General features: G+C 56.2%; 19 protein-coding genes and 1 pseudogene. 7 read left to right on the forward strand and 13 right to left on the reverse strand.

The features are described 5' to 3' along the window. Window positions 1–242: 242 nt before the first annotated feature. The 4 genes from KO538_RS08505 to KO538_RS08520 all read left to right on the forward strand — a co-directional run bounded on the left by KO538_RS08505 (window position 243) and on the right by KO538_RS08520 (window position 2,549). Window positions 243–437 carry a zinc-finger domain-containing protein gene (locus tag KO538_RS08505; protein WP_034746106.1) on the forward strand — a complete coding sequence of 65 codons (195 nt, stop codon included), beginning with the start codon at window positions 243–245 and terminating at the stop codon, window positions 435–437. 72 nt (window positions 438–509) lie between these two features. Continuing rightward, window positions 510–935 carry a nuclear transport factor 2 family protein gene (locus tag KO538_RS08510; protein WP_034746103.1) on the forward strand — a complete coding sequence of 142 codons (426 nt, stop codon included), beginning with the start codon at window positions 510–512 and terminating at the stop codon, window positions 933–935. Beyond that, the gene (locus KO538_RS08515) at window positions 935–1,960 is read left to right on the forward strand and encodes a YheT family hydrolase (RefSeq protein WP_219328032.1); all 1,026 of its coding nucleotides are present in this window, start codon (window positions 935–937) and stop codon (window positions 1,958–1,960) included. The genes KO538_RS08510 and KO538_RS08515 overlap by 1 nt, the downstream gene beginning before the upstream one ends. Beyond that, complete coding sequence (locus tag KO538_RS08520; RefSeq protein WP_219328033.1) at window positions 1,953–2,549, forward strand: DUF2946 family protein; 597 nt, start codon at window positions 1,953–1,955, stop codon at window positions 2,547–2,549. The genes KO538_RS08515 and KO538_RS08520 overlap by 8 nt, the downstream gene beginning before the upstream one ends. Here KO538_RS08520 and KO538_RS08525 read toward each other — a convergent pair. Then, a complete protein-coding gene (locus KO538_RS08525; RefSeq protein ID WP_374106840.1) occupies window positions 2,546–4,054 on the reverse strand; it encodes a M48 family metalloprotease in 1,509 nt (502 codons plus the stop codon). The two genes, KO538_RS08520 and KO538_RS08525, sit on opposite strands and share 4 nt — an antisense overlap. A gap of 267 nt (window positions 4,055–4,321) precedes the next feature. Between KO538_RS08525 and moaC the strand changes: the two genes are divergently transcribed. Then, entirely contained in the window at window positions 4,322–4,828 is a 507-nt protein-coding gene (moaC, locus tag KO538_RS08530; protein ID WP_176388214.1) for a cyclic pyranopterin monophosphate synthase MoaC, read from the forward strand. A 172-nt stretch (window positions 4,829–5,000) separates the two neighbouring features. Here moaC and KO538_RS08535 read toward each other — a convergent pair whose 3' ends face one another. After that, complete coding sequence (locus tag KO538_RS08535) at window positions 5,001–5,894, reverse strand: sialate O-acetylesterase (RefSeq protein ID WP_219328034.1); 894 nt, start codon at window positions 5,892–5,894, stop codon at window positions 5,001–5,003. Window positions 5,895–6,194: 300 nt separating this feature from the next. Between KO538_RS08535 and KO538_RS29330 the strand changes: the two are divergent. Next, a pseudogene (locus KO538_RS29330) lies at window positions 6,195–6,329 on the forward strand (cyclic pyranopterin monophosphate synthase MoaC); the annotation flags it as partial. A gap of 279 nt (window positions 6,330–6,608) precedes the next feature. Here the strand turns inward: KO538_RS29330 and KO538_RS08540 are convergent. The 4 genes from KO538_RS08540 to KO538_RS08555 all read right to left on the reverse strand — a co-directional run bounded on the left by KO538_RS08540 (window position 6,609) and on the right by KO538_RS08555 (window position 10,533). After that, window positions 6,609–7,370: a hypothetical protein gene (locus KO538_RS08540; RefSeq protein ID WP_219328035.1), complete on the reverse strand. Its 762-nt coding sequence runs from the start codon at window positions 7,368–7,370 to the stop codon at window positions 6,609–6,611. Then, a complete protein-coding gene (locus KO538_RS08545; RefSeq protein WP_219328036.1) occupies window positions 7,354–8,367 on the reverse strand; it encodes an acyltransferase in 1,014 nt (337 codons plus the stop codon). Before KO538_RS08545 ends, KO538_RS08540 begins: the two co-directional genes overlap by 17 nt. 16 nt (window positions 8,368–8,383) lie before the next feature. Beyond that, window positions 8,384–9,175, reverse strand: coding sequence for a sialate O-acetylesterase (locus KO538_RS08550; protein WP_176388218.1), 792 nt, complete (start codon window positions 9,173–9,175; stop codon window positions 8,384–8,386). A gap of 980 nt (window positions 9,176–10,155) precedes the next feature. Then, window positions 10,156–10,533 (reverse strand): DUF6713 family protein, encoded by a 378-nt coding sequence (locus tag KO538_RS08555; protein WP_219328037.1) that lies wholly within the window; start codon window positions 10,531–10,533, stop codon window positions 10,156–10,158. A gap of 163 nt (window positions 10,534–10,696) precedes the next feature. Here KO538_RS08555 and KO538_RS08560 point away from each other — a divergent pair, with 163 nt between their 5' ends. Next, the gene (locus tag KO538_RS08560; protein ID WP_219328038.1) at window positions 10,697–11,419 is read left to right on the forward strand and encodes a flagellar brake protein; all 723 of its coding nucleotides are present in this window, start codon (window positions 10,697–10,699) and stop codon (window positions 11,417–11,419) included. Window positions 11,420–11,440: 21 nt separating this feature from the next. Here KO538_RS08560 and KO538_RS08565 read toward each other — a convergent pair whose 3' ends face one another. From KO538_RS08565 to recA, 7 genes are all read right to left on the reverse strand, one after another. Beyond that, window positions 11,441–11,989 carry a pilin gene (locus tag KO538_RS08565; protein ID WP_374106837.1) on the reverse strand — a complete coding sequence of 183 codons (549 nt, stop codon included), beginning with the start codon at window positions 11,987–11,989 and terminating at the stop codon, window positions 11,441–11,443. Between the two features lie 131 nt (window positions 11,990–12,120). Beyond that, the gene (gene sucD, locus KO538_RS08570; protein WP_034746085.1) at window positions 12,121–13,002 is read right to left on the reverse strand and encodes a succinate--CoA ligase subunit alpha; all 882 of its coding nucleotides are present in this window, start codon (window positions 13,000–13,002) and stop codon (window positions 12,121–12,123) included. A 13-nt stretch (window positions 13,003–13,015) separates the two neighbouring features. Beyond that, window positions 13,016–14,185, reverse strand: coding sequence for an ADP-forming succinate--CoA ligase subunit beta (gene sucC, locus KO538_RS08575; RefSeq protein WP_034746081.1), 1,170 nt, complete (start codon window positions 14,183–14,185; stop codon window positions 13,016–13,018). Window positions 14,186–14,263: 78 nt separating this feature from the next. Beyond that, window positions 14,264–14,824, reverse strand: a complete 561-nt coding sequence (locus KO538_RS08580) for a DUF2889 domain-containing protein (protein WP_034746078.1) — start codon at window positions 14,822–14,824, stop codon at window positions 14,264–14,266. Window positions 14,825–15,101: 277 nt separating this feature from the next. Next, window positions 15,102–16,640, reverse strand: coding sequence for a class I SAM-dependent methyltransferase (locus KO538_RS08585; protein ID WP_219328039.1), 1,539 nt, complete (start codon window positions 16,638–16,640; stop codon window positions 15,102–15,104). A gap of 156 nt (window positions 16,641–16,796) precedes the next feature. Then, window positions 16,797–17,252, reverse strand: a complete 456-nt coding sequence (gene recX, locus KO538_RS08590; protein ID WP_034746072.1) for a recombination regulator RecX — start codon at window positions 17,250–17,252, stop codon at window positions 16,797–16,799. A gap of 203 nt (window positions 17,253–17,455) precedes the next feature. Next, complete coding sequence (gene recA, locus KO538_RS08595; RefSeq protein WP_034746069.1) at window positions 17,456–18,559, reverse strand: recombinase RecA; 1,104 nt, start codon at window positions 18,557–18,559, stop codon at window positions 17,456–17,458. Between the last annotated feature and the right edge of the window lie 100 nt (window positions 18,560–18,659).

Below are 18,659 nucleotides of genomic sequence, written 5' to 3' on the forward strand. Positions count from 1 at the left end.
GGTAGTGTGGTAACTGCACAACAATGGTGCGCGGAGAACGGCTCCGCAACGGTGATACCGGCAAGGCAAATCCAGTCAGGGTGGCGCTACGGCAGCCATATTGTCGCGAAAAACCGCGCCGCAGCCGAAGATGATCAAGCCGACATTTTAGCCATGATTTTTGCTGTCTGCCTGAATCCGTTAAAATCGTGCTTTTGGCAGCAGCCGACTTCCTTCCATACAGCCTCACGGAGCATGACAAGATGACAAAAACCACCCAGCCAGCGGTCGAACTCGACAGTAAAGACTTGCCAGCCCACTGCCCTAACCCGGCCATGCCGCTGTGGTCGTCGCATCCGCGCGTGTTCCTGGAATTCAACAAGGACGGCGTCGCCAAGTGCCCGTACTGCGGCACGGCCTACACGCTGAAGGAAGGCGCCAGCGCCGGCCATCATTAAACTGCCCAGCGGCGCGCCCCCAGCGCGCCGTTTTTATTTGCATCAAGTTATACCGTTCAGCCCGGAGTCGTCATGAAACGTCTGAAAGAACTCAATGGCAGCGCCGCCGAAGTCGAAGCGGCGTTTTACGATGCCTTGCACCGCGCCGACCTCGAAGCGCTGATGGCGCTATGGGCCGACGATGAAGAAATCGTCTGCATCCACCCGGGTGGCGCGCGCCTGATCGGCCATGCCGCCATCCGCGCCTCGTGGGAAACCATTCTGGCCGGCGGCGGCCTGCACATCGTGCCGGCGCAGCTGCATGAAACGCACAATCTGATGAGTTCGGTGCACACGGTGATCGAAGGCGTGACCCAGGAAGAAGGCGGCCCGGCGCATCTGCTGGCCACGAATGTGTATGTAAAAACGCCGCGCGGCTGGCGCATCGTGCTGCACCACGCTTCCATCGCCCCCGGTGGCGCACCGGCCGACGCCGCGGGGACGCAGATCCTGCACTGATGGCTTTGTCTCTTTCCTACACCGCCCCGCTGTGGCTGCCTGGCGGCCACGCGCAAACGATTTATCCGGCCGTATGCCTCGCCAAGCCGGCCGTGGCCTTCCGCCGCGAACGCTGGCAAGCGCCCGATGGCGATTTCGTCGACGTCGACCTGGTCGACGGCCAGCCTGGCCAGCCCTTCGTCGTGCTGTTCCACGGCCTGGAAGGCTCGTCGAACAGCCATTACGCGCGCTCACTGATGGCCGAGGTGGCCGCGCGCGGCTGGTCGGGCGCCGTGCCGCATTTTCGCGGCTGCTCGGGCGAGGCGAACCTGGCGCCCCGTTTTTACCATTCGGGCGATGCGCAGGAAGTGGATTGGATCGTGCAGCGCCTGCGCCCGCGCGCCACGGGAAAGTTGTATGCGGCCGGCGTCTCGCTGGGCGGCAACGCCCTGCTGTGCTGGCTGGGCCAATCGCAGCACCAGGCCGATTTCATCGATGCGGCAGCGGCCGTGTCCGCCCCGCTGGACCTGGCGCAAGGGGGCAAGGCCCTGTCTTCCGGCGCCAACCGGCTCTACACGCGCATGTTCTTGAACACCTTGAAGCCGAAATGCCTGGCCAAGCTCGAGCAGTTTCCCGGCCTGTTCGCGCGCGACGCCATGCTGGCCGCGCGCGATCTGCACGCCTTCGATAATGTCGTCACGGCACCGCTGCACGGCTACCGCGACGCCGACGATTACTGGCACCGCGCCAGCGCCAAACACGTCTTGCACGATATCACCGTGCCGACCCTGGTGCTGAATGCGCAAAACGATCCTTTCCTGCCCGGGCGCTTCTTGCCGCGCAGCGCCGCGCCGAAGGTCACGCTCGAGTATCCGCGCCACGGCGGCCACGTCGGCTTTGCCGCTGGCAAGCTGCCGGGAAGCTTGTATTGGCTGCCGCAACGGCTGCTTTCCTTTTTTGAAAACGGCAACATGGCGCCGTCTGTGTCGCAAAGCTGGCACGCTGGCGGTGCGCGCACTCACATGGAAAACGCTACACATGGATGAACTCGTCAAGCAAGCCCTGGCCAAATGGCCGAACGTACCGCACTGCTACGGCTGGCTGGGCCTGGATGCGCGCGGCCACTGGCGCATGCGCGACCAGCAGGCGCAACAGCAACAACTGCCCGGCGACAAGATCGCCCACGCGGCCCTGTTGAATTTCATCAACCGCAATTACGCCCAGGATGAACGCGGCTGCTGGTTTTTCCAGAATGGCCCGCAGCGCGTGTATGTGAACCTGGAAGCGACGCCGTACATCGCCCGCAGCGACCCGCAACACGGTTTTGTCTTGCAGACAGGCGCGCCACTATCGAGAATCGAGCAGGTTTACCTGTGCGACAACGGCGCGCTAATCTTGCGCCACGCCGATATCGTGGCGCAGGTCGACGACCGCGACATGGCGCAAGCGCTGGCGTCGCTGCGCGTTGATGGGCTGGCCTTGAGCGACGAGACCCTGCTAGCCTGGCTGGAGCATGCTCAAGGCAATTTGATGTTATTGCATGACAGCAAGGAGATCGCCGTGCAGCCGCTGGGCTATGACTCCGTGCCGCAGACCTTCGGCTTCCAGCGGGCGCCGCAAGCCGATAAAAACTAGCCCTTCTGGTCCTTGATCTGCTCGCGGCGCTTTTCCTGCAGTTCACGCTCGCGCGCATCGATCACGGCCTGGTCATAAAAAGTTGCGTCCGTCGATTTGCGGGCGATCGTCAGCTGGTCCAGCGCGGCCATGGTGGCGCCCTGCAGCACGTAGGATTCAGCCAGCGCCATGTGCTGCAAGGTCATCTTGCCCTGGTCCGCATAGGCTTTCGCCAGCAAGTCGTAGAGTTCCGGCTCTTCCTTGTAGAGCTGCACCTGCTCGCGCAGATACACGGTCGATTGCTCCAACTTGCCCGCAGCCATCAGCGCTTCCGCATACTGATGGGCAATACCGCGCGAGAGGGGAAATTGCTGGCGCGCAGCGTCCGCCGCCTTCAGGGCTTGCTGCGCCACTTCCTTCTTTTGCGCCGGCATCAACAGCACTTCCAGCCCCATCGCCGTCAGCAAGGAATTGGGCGCCTGCGTGCCGCCCGAGGTAAACACATTCGGCCCCACCGGCTGGTGCAAGGCCGCATTGGCCGCATCGAGTTCCTTTTGCGCCTCCGCCGGCTTGCCCTGCTTGACAGCGACAATGGACAAACCGTAATGGGCGGCCGTCACCTGGAAGCGGCTTTGCTGTTCCAGCTGCGTCTTGAAGACGGCCTTGGCGTTCAACAGGCCTTGCACGCTTTCATCCTGCAGCACGCGGGCGCGCGCACGGGCCAGATGGAAACTCAGGCTGTCCGCACGCTGCTTGTACGGCTGCTCGCGGATGCGCGCCTGGATGTCGGCGATGCGTTCCGTCGTCAGCGGGTGGGTCTGCAGGTAGGCGGGCATCAAGTCGCTGTACGAGCGGCTGGCCGCCTGCATGCGGCCGAAGAAGGCCACCATGCCGGTGGTGTCGAAACCGGCTTCGCCCATGATCTGGAAACCGATGCGGTCCGCCTCGCGTTCGGCGTCGCGGCCGAAATTGAGCTGGCGCTGGATGGCCAGGCCCTGGCCGGCGGCAAACACGCCCATGGCCACATCGCCGCCTGCACGCGAAGCGAGCGCCGCCAGCAGCATGGCCGCCAGCGGCATCAGGGCGTCCTGGCGCTGCTGGCCCAGCATGCGCGCGATATGGCGCTGCGCCACGTGGCCGATCTCGTGCGACAGCACGGACGCCAGTTCCGCCTCCGTTTGCGCCGCCAGCACCAGGGCCGAGTGCACGCCGATGAAGCCGCCGGGCAAGGCAAACGCGTTCAACTGGGGATCGCGTACGGCAAAGAAGAAATAGTCGTAATTCGTTTCGCCACGCACGCTGGGGCGTGCCGCCACGAGCGCGTTGCCGAAGGTATTCAGGTATTCGAGCAAGGGCGCGTCGTCGAGGTAGTCGCGGTCGCCGCGGATGCCGCGCATGATTTCCTCGCCGATCTTGCGCTCCATCGCCGGCGACAGGTCTTCGCGCGACGTGTCGCCCAGGTTCGGCAGGTTCGGCGCCGGCGGCACGGCCAGCGGCGTCCAGCCGCTTCCCGGCTTGGCCGCCACGCTGGCGGCTGGCACCGCTGGCGCGGACGTATAGGTTTGCGCCAGCGCACAGGGCGCCGCCAGCCACAAGGCAGCCAGCACCGACGCGCGCCGGGAGCCGCGCAGCCATGCCGCAGCGGCGTTTTCAACGATGATCGGAAGGGGAGTTTTTGAATTCACGGGTGCTATCATACCTTGTTAGCGGCGCCCATTCCCACGCGTCATGCCAGTGGCATGAGGTCGTGACAGGGCGTGCCGCGCTTCCCTTTTCTTACCTATTTTGACGCCATGACAACAGCAGACAAGCAAGCCCCCGCCGGGGAACTGACCCATTTCGACGCCACGGGCCAGGCCCATATGGTCGATGTGGGCAGCAAGGAAGACACGCGGCGCAGCGCCGTGGCCGCCGGAACCATCCGCATGCAGCCGGCCACCCTGGCATTGATCATTTCCGGCAACGCCAAGAAAGGTGACGTGCTGGGCATCGCCCGCATCGCCGCCATCATGGGCGCCAAGCGTACCAGCGACCTGATTCCCCTGTGCCACCCGCTGGCCCTCACGCGCGTCACCGTCGATTTTGAAGTGGACGAAGCGGCCAACAGCGTGCACTGCCGCGCCCAGGTCGACACAACGGGCAAGACGGGCGTGGAAATGGAAGCGCTCACTTCCGTGCAGATCGGTCTGCTGACGATCTACGACATGTGCAAAGCCGTCGACCGGGGCATGGTCATGACGAATGTGCGCGTGCTGGAAAAGCATGGCGGCAAGTCGGGTGATTGGACAGCGGCTGTGTGAGCTCCAGTGGCAAGCGCGCTAATTTAGTACGCCGCACCGTCAAGGCGTTAGTCTGGCAGCCTGCTGCACGCAAGCAGATGCATGGCGCGTCCCATGAAAAGAGCCAGAACCACTAACGCCATGGCGTGTATCGACTGGCGAAGGGCACAGGGGCGCTTACTTCGCGCAGATGTCATTCAAGAGCAGCTTTCACTGAATCAAGCCACATCGATGACATTTTCTCTTGCCCTTTTTCGTTTAAATGACAAGCATCAAACCTGTACTCATCACCCAGCAAATTCGTGTTTGGCCCGGGATAACGCTTCAATTCAGGCGCATTGCCAAATATTAATTGAGCAGACTCGATATTACGGTCATACGCCATCCCGCAACGCGAATGAGCAGCAATCATCCAGCGGTTTACCTTGATTTTACTATTGACGTAGCCAATTACTTCGCCCAATCGCTGTATATACACATCTTTGTCAGTACCGGAATCCGAAGAACCCTGGTGCCAAAACGCAAAATCAAATTTAATTCCCTGTGCCAGGATTACGCCGATTGCAATGTTGAGCTTTCCAAATGCCACACCACCTGCCTGCCAATCTGCCACTTTAGTCCCACCCACACCGATCGGCATAAAAATGACTTTACGCGCGATACCTGCGCCAATCAGCTTTTTCCCCAGCGGCATCCACATTGATCCATGATTACAATCGGCCCACTCAAAGGGGTCACTTGCAATTTTTATCACACCATCTTTACCAACCTGAAATACATTATCCACAGCAGGATAAACATGTTCATTGCAATTCGATGATATCGATTGACCGATGACCAAAATTCGTAGTTCCGGCAAGGGATCGGGAATACCGGGGGTGACGGGAATGACTGGAATGATTGGGGGGACCGGGGGGACTGGGATGACTGGAGTGACCGGAGTAACCGGCGGGACGGGAATGACGGGAATAATCACAGCACCGTCAGGCGCACTGCCAGTACCGCCGCCGCATGCGGCAATTACCAAAATACAAGATAGGCCGAGAAGATACTTAAACAAACGAAGATTTTTCATCATTGAAGTCATGTTGACATCCATAGAAAAACATCACGTCTGGCGCGTGCGGTGTTCGCAAGCGTCCACATTCAAGTCACCTTCCATGCAGCATGGATGAAGAGGGATATTGCTCATACATCTCAGAAAGCGCTAACAACACTCCATGAAATATATCGAAAAAAAAACGCTCGTTATTGAGAAAAATCGAAAGATATGTCTTATGGGAACAAATGACATTGCTGTCTTCCCATGAGGTCATGCCAAATGCAAAAATAGCAATTAAATAGAAGAGGAAAAGTGATAAGAAGGAAGAGTGGGGCTTGCAGACTTGTTGAAGCATTGACGTCCACGGAGGTCGGTCTGTTGCCGACCTGAGACATGTGCAACGCCGTCAATTGCGGCATGGTCTTGACGAACGTGCGCGTGCTGGAAAAGCATGGCGGCAAGTCGGAAGACTGGTGGTGATATAGCAAGACACAATTTGACTACACCGCTGTATCGAAACTAGACTGACAAATGCTCTGCAAGAAGCAAAGCATTCCTCATGCTTATCTATCCGGAGGAATATTATATGCAGGAGCTAACTAGGCGGCAAGAAATGACGGGCGGTTAAAACGTCATACGTTCACCACCCCGCCACAGAAAAACTATACATCAACAAATACCCCTGTCGGTTCGACAAGCGTGTATTATTTTTTGGCACATCAGCATGCGCCATTTATTGCAAAAACGAAGTTTTTAAAATTACTTAAAATAATATAGCAAGGATTCCTTTTGATATTTCACACTTGCAATATCTACGCTTTGTATCTTACTGAGCCATAATTGAGCCAATGTATTTTGCCCAAGCTCATTCAGCGAACAATTTCCAGAGCGATACTTTTCATCGAGCTGAGCAACATCCGGCCCAGGAAACCGATTTAATAGAGCTTCCCATTTTCCCGAAGTAGCATGCGTAGTATTTTTTTCACCACATTTACCATTGCGTCCAATTATCCATTTTTCCACAGCCATACCAAGACTCACGGATTTGACTACGCGCCGGACTTCGCCTTCATATTTTGACTCTAGCAATTGATTATCTGCAAACCAACCTTGCCATAGTGCGTAATTAAATTTTATATTTCTTAATTTCGCCGTTTTCATGGCTAACTGCAGATCTTTATATAAAACCCCACCAGTCAGCCAATCATCTACACGCTCTCCCGATGCGCCAAGCGTCATGAAAAAGACACGTTCAGCGATACCCGCCTGAACTATTTTTTGACCTAAAAGCACAGAAATATTATCAGCAGCACAGTCGGCCCGTCCGGTCGAGAGCCGTGCAGGGGTCTCCTGTCCGTTCAAACCAAGTAGATACACACCCTGAACTTTTTCATGTGCCACTTCGCGACAGGCCGCCGTGCCACCTTCTTGCATTACAAGTATATGAAGGTCGTGGGCGCTTGTTGATACCGAAAACAAAAGCAACGGTATTACCAGAAAAATCTTAACACCCGACAACATAACGACTCCGTTTTTTCAAAACTTTCTTCATTATTAAAACCACAGCGATGGACACACAAAAAACAACTCCGACCTCCAGGAAAATTTTTCCAGCCTCACTGAAAAATACATTTCTCGCCATCAACTTAGAAAATGCATAAATAACAAAACCATGCACAAAAAACAATCCAAAACTTATCTTTGCAAAATATCCTAATATTTTATTTTCACGATTCATGAATCGTTCAAAAAGAAAAAATATAGCGACCAACAATGCCAATTTCCCAATTGAAATATAATTTGGAAGGCCTAAACCGCTAAAAAAATCCGGAGGAAATTTTGGTTGTTTAAAATACAGTGATGCAGAAATAAAAAACACAAAAAAGGAAACCGTGATAATTATTGTTTTAACCGACTTGCTTAAATTATCCAATACTGATGCATTACTTGCCGCCAGCACGCCAAACAAATAAAATCCTAGGAAGTGCAGGAATGCCAGAATAGCGTTTGAATTATTTATTGGCCGGGAAGAAAAAGCACTAAACAGCAATGCAAAAAAGGTCACCACATACAATGACTTCGTTTTAGACAACACATTAAAAACTGGCGTCATCAAAAAAAATATTACTATCATCGGTATAAACCAGAGTGGGAAAACAATTGCCCACCCAACAAGCAGAGACCACAATACATAATTTAATGGGGTCAAATCAAATAGAACATTTTGTGAAACATAAAGCTTCAAGGACAAAGCTATAAATGCAAAGAAAAAATATGGCAAAATTACATACTTTGCCTTTTTTAGCAAATAGTCCATGTAATTAAATTTATTCACTTCCAGATAACAAAATAAATATCCTGAAATAAATACAAACCAAGTTGTAGCATCCGTCAAAGTAAAATTCAGATACTTTCCCATGCCGCCCATTTCCTGAATGGATGGCGTATGAGAAAGGATGACAAAAAGTATCGCCATGCCTCTGAAATTATCCAAAAAATACCTAAAATTCAATTTCATTTATTACTCAATTCCATTATTTAAGGGCGGACTTTATTGATTCCAACCACATCGCCGCCATTTCATCTTGGCCACTTTTTTTAAGGTGACAACCATCAGTCCTGTACTCATCTCCCAACAAATTGCTATTGGCACCGACATAACGCTTAAGCTTGGCCATTTTCCCCATTTCCATCTGAGCAGATTCAATATTGCGATCATAGGCTCCGAAGCATCGCGAGTGAACGCCTATCAGCCATCGATTAATTTTTACTCGCTCATCGACGTAATCAATTACAGCGCCAAGACGACTCATGTAGGCGTTTTTCTCCATTCCGGAATTTGACGACCCTTGATGCCAGAAAGCGAAATCAAAACCAATTCCTTGTCCCTGAATTAAAGAAATTGCAGAATTCAATTTCTTAAACGCGATTCCATTCGCCTGCCAATCTTCAACCTTGGATCCGCTAACACCAATGGGCATAAAAGTCACTTTACGTGCAATACCAGCATCGATCAGTTTCTTCCCAAGAGGCATCCACATTGAACCTCTTTCACAATCCGCCCATTCAAACGGATCTGCCGCTGCTTTGACAGATCCATTGTTACCGATCTGAAATACATTATCTACTGGGCCATATTTATACTCGTTGCAATTGGATGATATAGACTGCCCTATCACCAAAATACGAAGTTCCGGCAGTGGGTAAATAATGACAGGAACAAAAACAGGTTCATTAGAACTTCCTGCACTACTCGAATTACCTCCCCCGCATGAGGTCGCCATCAGGCCTATAAAAATGGCCAACGCACATTTAATCAATTTCATTTTTTCTCTGAATGATCTATATTTTATGGCATGGAAAAAGCCAGCCTCTTGAACTTTTTTAGAGCCCTACGACAGCCAGACAGCAATAAAGTCAGCCATGTATCTACTCTCGTGCCCACACTGGCAGCTACTTACATCATCAACACGACAAGAAATGTACAAACAATCAACGAGAAAAAGATCAAGTCATGTAAAAAAATACAATGTTATCGACTCAATTCCGTAGCGGAAAAGTAATGAAAAATCACTAAAGTGTAACATATTCATGCGTAAATAAGATTTACGTCAGAAGAAATCACACTTCCCATTGCATAGAAAGAAACATTTGTTACAATTAGATACAAACCAAGTGCATTATTTTCATCATTCCTCTTCATATCCGCAGCTAAAGGCACGCCGTCTCGTCTTCGTCTCAACTGGCAATCGCTTGTCAGCATAATACGTTCGTGTCTCACGTAATCTGTACATAACGAGGCAGACCATGTCAACGACACATCGTTGATTCATCGACCTAGATTCGCTCACGTTCGCTTCTTCGCCAGCTAAAATGCAGCATCAGAATTGCATAGCAAAACACCGACAACAGGGTTACCGCCCATCACATCTCTGACGTTTGCTCGGAAGTGCTGTTTTTACGACGCATGGATACAATAGGACAAACTAAAGATATATGGAACGCGCCGCGCTGCACCGGTTTGTCAGTGATTAAAGTCGGAGGAGGGTATGGCAAGTATCTTGCGCGGCAATTCGAGGGAACAATATCCCTCGCATGCCAATTGGCCCACGTGGCATGTCCGGCAACTTGGTTATCAAGTAAGAGAAGTTTCGATTCGCCCACCAAGAGAGTTGCCAATCCCGATACTGGCTTGATGGCAACAGATATTTCCTTGCCAGCCACTGCAATACCTGGATGAGGCTTGCCCGCCACCTTCAAGTAATGTCTTTCTCACATACCCAGGATTATCGCGCACGAGACCGCGTCACAAAACGTGCCGTGTGCGAAGATCGTCCGCACGCCATGCAAACAATAGCCACAGGCCACATCCCAGGCACAGGACGATAATGGCGATCGACAGGGGCAAGTGAAATTGCGCCAGTCCCGCCAGTGCGAAGCCGGCGTGGATCAGGAAGGTGCCCACGCCCAGTACGGCGCATACTGCCGCATAGCTAGGCGCATGTCTGGTGTTCAGCAATACATGCCGGTAGCCGATCAGCACCACGGCAATCGCCGCCAGGTTAAACACGAGAAAACCCTGCACGCCGCCCGGCAGATGGAACATCTCCCACTCTTTCCAGTAGGCAGCGTCGATTTGATGCAGGATGAGGAACAACATGGTCCAGAAGTAGCTGCGCGGCATAGGATTTACATTCGTCAATATTGATCCCATTGTAAAGCCTGCACCGCGCGGCGGCGCGTGCACCTGGCATTTTTCGATGCCAATATGAATTTCATTGATATAAATGCTTTTTCATCAAGAAATCATGCATACTGCGAGTCGTCCATATCCAGATGAGCATCGCATGACAAGCAAGCAGCCCGCCGTGGAAACCAAGCTCCAGGACTTCGACTTCGAGGCTATGAATCTGCAGGTGGGTGGCCGCATCCAGTTCATCACGCACCGCACCATCAAACCCATCCAGCATTTCTCGACCCTGATCGGCTATGTGAAAGACGAGTACCTGATCGTCAAGATTCCCATGGAAAACGGCGCTTCCATCGTACTCAACGAGGGCGACAAGCTGACCATCCGCGTGTTTTCCGGCGTCACCGTGTGTTCGTTTTCCTGCAGCGTGCTGCGCATCTTTGGCCGCCCGCTCAACTATGTCCACCTGAGCTTTCCCGATGCCATCCAGGGCACCAGTCTGCGCACGGCCATGCGCGTCAAGGTGGACATTCCGGCACAGCTGAGCTACCGCGACGTGGCGGCCGTGCCCGTGTTCATCGTCAACCTCAGCGTCTCGGGCGCGCTGATCGAGGCGCCCAGCATGCTTACGCCCGATGACGAAGGCGTGGCGCTGAGCTTTACCCTGCTGGTGCAGCCGAACAAGCATCAGATGCGCGTCAACACGCGCGCCCGCATCCAGAACGTGAGCGTGGGCAAGCCGTCGAATGGCCACGCCACCGGGGTAGCTGAAATTCATACGTACGGCGTGCAATTCATCGACCTGGAACCGACCCACTACACCCTGCTGCAAAACCTCACGTATGAAGCGCTGATCGCGGACCGGCAAAAAATCGTCTGATACCCAACTGGCAAACGCCACCTACAGCGTCGATGTCACGTCGGGAATGTTGCTTTTGGTAATCGCTTCCTTCGCTGCCGGATTCGTCACGGTGGTGCTATTGAACCAGGTCAGGCTGCTGGTGCCCGGCTTCATGGTCATCGTCACGGTTTGTCCACCGATACCCGTGCCCAGGTCGGCCGCCAGGGTCAGCTCGATATTGCCCTTGTCGACCTTTCCGCTGGCCACTTCGCGCGTGGCACTGAACACGGGGATGGCGCTGGGCACGGCCGGGGTCGGCGTGCTGCAGGCGGCCGCCTCGCCGCCATTTTCCTGCACGCACAGGGCCACGGCAGTCTTCAGCGGCGCAGCGGCCGCCAGCACATTGCTGACCTTGGCCCGCATCGTATAGTCGCCGTACTGTGGAATGGCCACGGCCGCCAGGATGCCGGCGATGGCCACCACGATCATCAGTTCTATCAGGGTAAAACCGCTTTGCGCGCGCATCGTATCCTCCCATTGTGCGTTGCTCGTGCCGTGCATGGTGCAAGCGCCATGCCAGCGGCGCGCCCGGGCAGCGGCGGTACGCATGGAAAGAAAAGCGACGCATTTGGGCGGGTTCGGACCAGCGCCGTCCGCCCAGGCCGGGAATCGGCCTGTCTGGCGGACAAAAAAAAAGGAGCCGAAGCTCCTTTTTTGTACTGCATGAACCAAGCTGAAAATTACAGCATGGCTTTCAGCAGACGCGCCATTTCCGACGGGTTTTTGGTCACGGTGATGCCGCAAGCTTCCATGATTTCCAGCTTGGCTTGTGCCGTATCGGCACCGCCCGAGATCAGCGCGCCGGCGTGGCCCATGCGCTTGCCTGGAGGAGCGGTTACGCCAGCGATGAAGCCAACGACCGGTTTTTTCATGTTGTCTTTGATCCAATAAGCCGCGTTGGCTTCGTCCGGACCACCGATTTCGCCGATCATGATGACCGCGTCGGTATCTGGATCGTCATTGAACATCTTCATGATGTCGATGTGCTTCAGACCGTTGATCGGGTCGCCGCCGATGCCGACTGCCGACGATTGGCCCAGACCCAGTGCGGTCAATTGACCCACTGCTTCATAGGTCAGGGTGCCCGAACGGGACACCACGCCGATACGGCCCTTCTTGTGGATGTGACCTGGCATGATGCCGATCTTGATTTCGTCTGGCGTGATCAGGCCTGGGCAGTTAGGGCCCAGCAGCAAGGTCTTGCTGTTGGCTTTAGCCATGCGGTCTTTCAGGGCCATCATGTCGCGGACAGGAATGCCTTCGGTGATGCAAATGGCCAGATCCATTTCAGCTTCGACAGCTTCCCAGATCGCCGCTGCCGCGCCTGCTGGCGGTACGTAGATCACGGAAACGTTGGCGCCGGTTTCTTTTTTCGCTTCGGTAACGTTAGCGAAAATAGGAATGCCTTCGAAATCTTCGCCGGCTTTCTTCGGGTTCACGCCTGCCACGAAGGCAGCTTTGCCGTTCGCGTAGTCGCGGCAACCGCGGGTGTGGAACTGGCCGGTCTTGCCGGTGATCCCTTGGGTAACGACTTTGGTATCTTTATTGATCAGAATGGACATGTTGATTCCTTAATTAAGCTTGACCGGCAGCAGCGGCAACGACGCTCTTGGCTGCATCTTCCATGGTGTCGGCTGCGATGATAGGCAGACCGGAATCGGCCAGCATCTTTTTGCCCAGGTCTTCGTTGGTGCCCTTCATGCGCACGACCAGCGGTACGTTCAGCGAGACGGCTTTCACTGCGGCGATCACGCCTTCAGCGATCACGTCGCAACGCATGATGCCGCCGAAAATGTTCACCAGGATGGCTTTCAGGCCTGGGTTTTTCAGCATGATCTTGAACGCTTCGGTGACTTTTTCTGCCGTGGCGCCGCCGCCGACGTCCAGGAAGTTGGCTGGCTCGCCGCCGAACAGCTTGATGGTGTCCATGGTGGCCATGGCCAGACCGGCGCCGTTCACCAGGCAACCGATGTTGCCGTCGAGCGAAATGTAGGCCAGGTCGAATTTCGACGCTTCGATTTCAGCTGGATCTTCTTCGTCCAGATCGCGCAGGGCGACGATTTCCGGATGACGGAACAGGGCGTTCGGGTCAAAGTTGAACTTGGCGTCCAGGGCGATGACTTTGCCGCTGCCGGTGACGATCAGCGGGTTGATCTCGGCCAGCGAGCAATCGGTTTCCCAGTACGCTTTGTACAGGCCTTGCAGGTTGACGCGGGCGTCGGCGATGGAGCCGGCAGGCACGCCGATTTTGGCGGCGATGTCGTCTGCCTGGGCATCGGTCAGGCCGGTGCCTGGATCGATGGTGACGTGGTGGATCTTTTCAGGGTGGCTCTCGGCCACTTCTTCGATGTCCATGCCGCCTTCGGACGACGCCATCAGGACGATTTTCTGGGTAACGCGGTCGGTGACCAGCGAAACGTACAGTTCTTGTTTGATGTCGGCGCCTTCTTCCACCAGCAGGCGGTTGACTTTCTGGCCTTCGGCGCTGGTCTGGTGCGTGATCAGCTGCATGCCCATGATCTGGTCAGCGTATTCCTTGACCTGTTCGATCGATTTCGCCACTTTCACGCCGCCGCCCTTGCCGCGGCCACCTGCGTGGATCTGCGCCTTGACAACCCATACCGGGCCGCCCAGGGTTTCCGCAGCCTTGACGGCTTCTTCGACGGACATGCACGGAATACCGCGTGGTACCGTCACTCCGTGCTGCCGGAGGATTTCTTTGGCTTGATACTCATGGATTTTCATGCTGGCTTCCCTTCTGATACTGATTTGTAAAAATACGGTTAGTGGTGCAAAAAAAACAGGAAAAACAGAGCGCCGGGGTCACGCTTTGGCTACCCAGCGCGGGTAATACTGTGCCACCGCCCCGCCATCGGTGCGCAGGGCGTGGCATTTGTCGAGTTGAAACGGCTTTTCATGCGACAAGTCAGCATTCTCACCGTCACGGGTCGACCAGACATCGCCGGCAAATGCCTGAACCGTCGCAGTCGGCAAGACTTGCGCCAGTTCGGTCAAATGGGTACAGCCAGCGATTCCCGCCAGGCGCTGTTTCAAGTCGCGGCGGAAATTCTTCAATAAATTCAAACCGATCAGCGCCCTGTAAGCGGGGCCGATGGTATCGCAAAAACCGGGATAGGGCACGGCATCGGAGGCAGCTTCGGCCTCGACAATGGTCAGTTCGCGATCGACGGTAATACGTAAGTGGAGGTCATGCAGAGGGGCGCCGGCGGGACGGGGGCCGGAGGCCAGGGTCGCGTCATAGCTTTTGATGTCGGTGATATGGGCGTCAATATCCCACAGGCCGTCGTCGCGCATATACGCTTGGACGTCGATAACGCGGGAGTGCCGTAGGGCGCGCCGGGATACGGGAGTTGACAGGGGCATAAGACCGATGCCGCTTGCGCGGCCATAATTAGTAAGCAGCCATGTGCCTAAAGCACTCTGTTCGCAGCTTCTACGAACAGCAACCGCACCTGCGGCGCCGCAAAAACCCTAAAAGTGTAGCACACAGGGCGCTAGTTGCGCCGCAACATAATTTTTTATTGGTCGTGCCGTCTGCCGCAAATCATTAACGAAAATCGCAAAATCAATGACAATTATTCACAATGCAGATAACTTGAAAGCATGCCTGCGGCACCGGCGCACTGGCCGGCACCGCGCTTCAGTCAGCCACACCCAGTGCGCGTAAAACGGGCAAGGTGCGCGCGGAAAAATATTCCGCGCGCGCCAGCAGTTCGGCCAGGTTTTCCTCTTCCGTCAACAAGGGCTGCCCGTCCTTCGTCAGCAGTTGCTCCAGGCGCAGCAGTACCGGCCACGTCGCGCGCACCCATTCTTGCGGCGTTGGACAACCTTGCTGTTTTGCCCACAGGAACAGTTGTTGTAAATGCGATACAACCACGCCGCCGCCCGTCAGGGGGCTGGCGAGGCTGTGCAAGTCGGTTCTTGCCAGCGCCTGCTCCAGCAAGTGCGCATTCAGCCGCGCCGTCTGCGGCCGCGCCACGGCGATGTCGGCCTCGTCCTGGACGGCAAGCACGCTGCCCTTGCTGACCAGCACCAATATGATCTGCAGCAAGGCGGCCAGGCCGGCTTCGCTACCCGCCAGTTGCAGCTCCAGTTCGCCTATCGTGTACACGCGATGGTCGGCCATGGCGTCGAGCACGGGCGCATACACGCGCTCGTCCATATCGGCGTCGCCCAGCACCCCATGCACGCTCAACACCACTTCGTCGCGGGGCACGGCCAGCATCACGCGCACGGCCCGCACGGCGCTGACCTGGGCCAACGGCGTCAGCCTGCGCGCGCCCTTGACCCAGTAATCCTTGCGGAATTGCTCGTTGACGAGAAAGGCGCGCGTCGTCTCGCGGAAGACGGGATCGGGTATCTCGGCCAGGAATTGCTGGTGTTCGGCCGTCAGGTTCAGCATGTCGACCAGAGCGGTATAGTTGGCGGACGAGGCGAACTCCAGCTTGGCCTCGCCCAGCATGGCCGCAACGCTGGAAAAGGCCATCGGCTGCCAATCCGCATTGAAATATTCGTGTGCAATATAGTTGCGGTCCAGCGCTTTCAGCTTCTCGAAACGGTCCGCCAGCAGGGGATTGGCCTCCAGGTAGCGCGGTTGCACGGCGATCATCCTGTCGACAAAATCGATGGCGCCGTCGACTCGTGCCAGCACGCCCACGCCGGGCGCGCTCATGACGCGGCTATGCTCGGCCAGCAAGTCGCGCATCGGCATCATGGCACTCCAGCCCGGCTGCGTGTTATAGCTGATATAGGCGACGCCACCCACTTTCAGCTTGCGCTGCAGGAAATCGACGATCAAGGCGCGATTTTCTGCCGAGACCCAGCTCCAGATCCCGTGCAGGCAGATAAAGTCGAAATCGGGCAAGTCGTCACGGCGGCAAAACTGCGCGAACGATTCGTCCGTGAACTGTGCGCCGGCGCCGGTCACGCTGGCCAGCTCCTGCGCAAAGGCGGCCTGGGACGGATTGAAATCATTGCCATGCCAGCGCGTGGAAGACGCCGCCGCATGGATGTTGGCGCTGATGCCCTGGCCAAAGCCCAGCTCGCAAGCCGTGCCGCTGGCCGGCAAGGCAAGCCCGGCAGCCAGCAGGGGCAGCCGCAGGCGCAGAGGATTCAATTCTTCGTAATAGCCATAGGTATAGGCGATTTCGGCCACATAGCCGGCATTCCAGTTGCTCATCTCGATCCTGTCACGGTCAGTGGTGCTGCGCGCATCGCACAGCGTTCGAGCGCCAGAATACCTTATCGCGCGGCGTCGCCATACTGGAAACAAACGGCGTTTGAAAGCGCAGTTCATGGGGCACGACGGAGGCCGGCCGGCGCGCCATGGTCAGCCTCATTCCTCGTCGGGATCCAGCCCCTTCAAGGCCGCTTGCACGGCGCGCTGGGAAAAGCCGCGCTGCATCAGGAAGCGCATCTGCTTGTTGCGCTGCTCGGCATCCTGCGCTACTTCACCAAACTTGCGGCGCCACACTTCGCAGGCGCGCGCAACTTCCCCTTCGGCCAGGCCCGCCTTGAGTTCCTGCAGCGCCTCGCCGCCGATGCCATGGCTTTGCAACTCCGCCATGATGCGGCTATTGCCGAAGCGGGCCGAGCGGCGGTGGATCAGCGACTCGGAAAAGCGCTCCTGCGACAGCCAATTGGCTTGCTCCAGGCTGTCGAGCAAGGCTTCCACGTCATCGCCCTCCTGCGCATGGCGCTGAAGCTTGCGCCGCAATTCCATGCGGCTGTGTTCACGCATCGACAAAAAGCGTAGCGCCCTGCCCTTCAGGCTTAGTTGTACTGCGGCCATACACCCACCTTGTCTTTCATTCCACAATCACATCACCCAAACACAATCGCCGCCCGGCGCAACAGCGCGGGACGGCGATCATGGTCCTACCTTGCGGCAAGCCATGCGTAGGCCGGATCAGGGCCCTTGGACCGTAATCCGACAACATTGTTGACGTCTGTGGTGTTGTCGGATTACGCGCGGCTTTGCCGCGCTAATCCGACCTACTCTGGCTTGGCTTCCGCAGCCTTGGCAGCCTTGTCGGCGGCTTTATCCGCTTTTTCCGGCTTTTCAGCAGCCAGCGGCGGCAGTTCGCGCACGCCCAGCGAAGCGCGGACCTTGTTTTCGATTTCGCGGGCCAGCGCCGGACGCTCCTGCAGGAAGGCGCGAGCGTTGTCCTTGCCCTGGCCGATACGTTCGCCGTTGTAGCTGTACCACGAACCGGATTTTTCCACGATCTTGGCATCCGAGCCCAGGTCCAGGATTTCGCCTTCGCGCGAAGTGCCTGCGCCGTACAGGATGTCGAAGTGCGCTTCCTTGAACGGTGGCGCGATCTTGTTCTTGACGACCTTGACCTTGGTTTCGTTGCCGATCACTTCATCGCCGGACTTGATCGAGCCGGTGCGACGGATATCCAGGCGCACGGAGGCGTAGAATTTCAGCGCATTGCCGCCCGTGGTTGTTTCCGGGCTACCGAACATCACGCCGATCTTCATGCGGATCTGGTTGATGAAGATGACCAGGGTATTGGTGCGGTTGATGGAACCGGTCAGCTTGCGCAGGGCTTGCGACATCAGGCGCGCTTGCAGGCCTGGCAGGGAATCGCCCATGTCGCCTTCGATCTCGGCGCGTGGCGTCAGTGCGGCCACGGAGTCGATGACGACGAGGTCGACGCTGCCCGAACGCACGAGGGCGTCGCAGATTTCCAGCGCCTGCTCACCCGTGTCCGGTTGCGAGATCAGCAATTCGTGCAGGTTCACGCCCAGCTTTTGCGCGTAACCGACGTCGAGCGCGTGCTCGGCGTCGATAAAGGCGCACGTGCCGCCCAGTTTTTGCATTTCGGCGATGGTTTGCAGGGTCAAGGTGGTTTTACCCGACGATTCCGGACCGTAGATTTCCACCACGCGGCCGCGCGGCAAGCCGCCCACGCCCAGCGCGATATCGAGGCCGAGCGAACCGGTCGACACGACTTGCACTTCTTCGATCGGTGCGCTGGCATCCATGCGCATGACCGAACCTTTGCCAAACTGCTTCTCGATCTGCGCCAGTGCGGCGGCGAGCGCCTTGGCTTTTTCCGATGCGGGTACTACAGCTTTTTTATCGTCCATATGTTCTTTCAGCCGTTCTACAGTTGCGGATTCACGTGACGCATCTACGTGAACCGTGCAGCCTGCGATAGCGCCAGTGGGTTAAATTCTTTACACAGAC

It is taken from the genome of Janthinobacterium sp. NKUCC08_JDC (assembly GCF_019345575.1).
In the GTDB taxonomy this organism is placed as follows: domain Bacteria; phylum Pseudomonadota; class Gammaproteobacteria; order Burkholderiales; family Burkholderiaceae_D; genus Janthinobacterium; species Janthinobacterium aestuarii.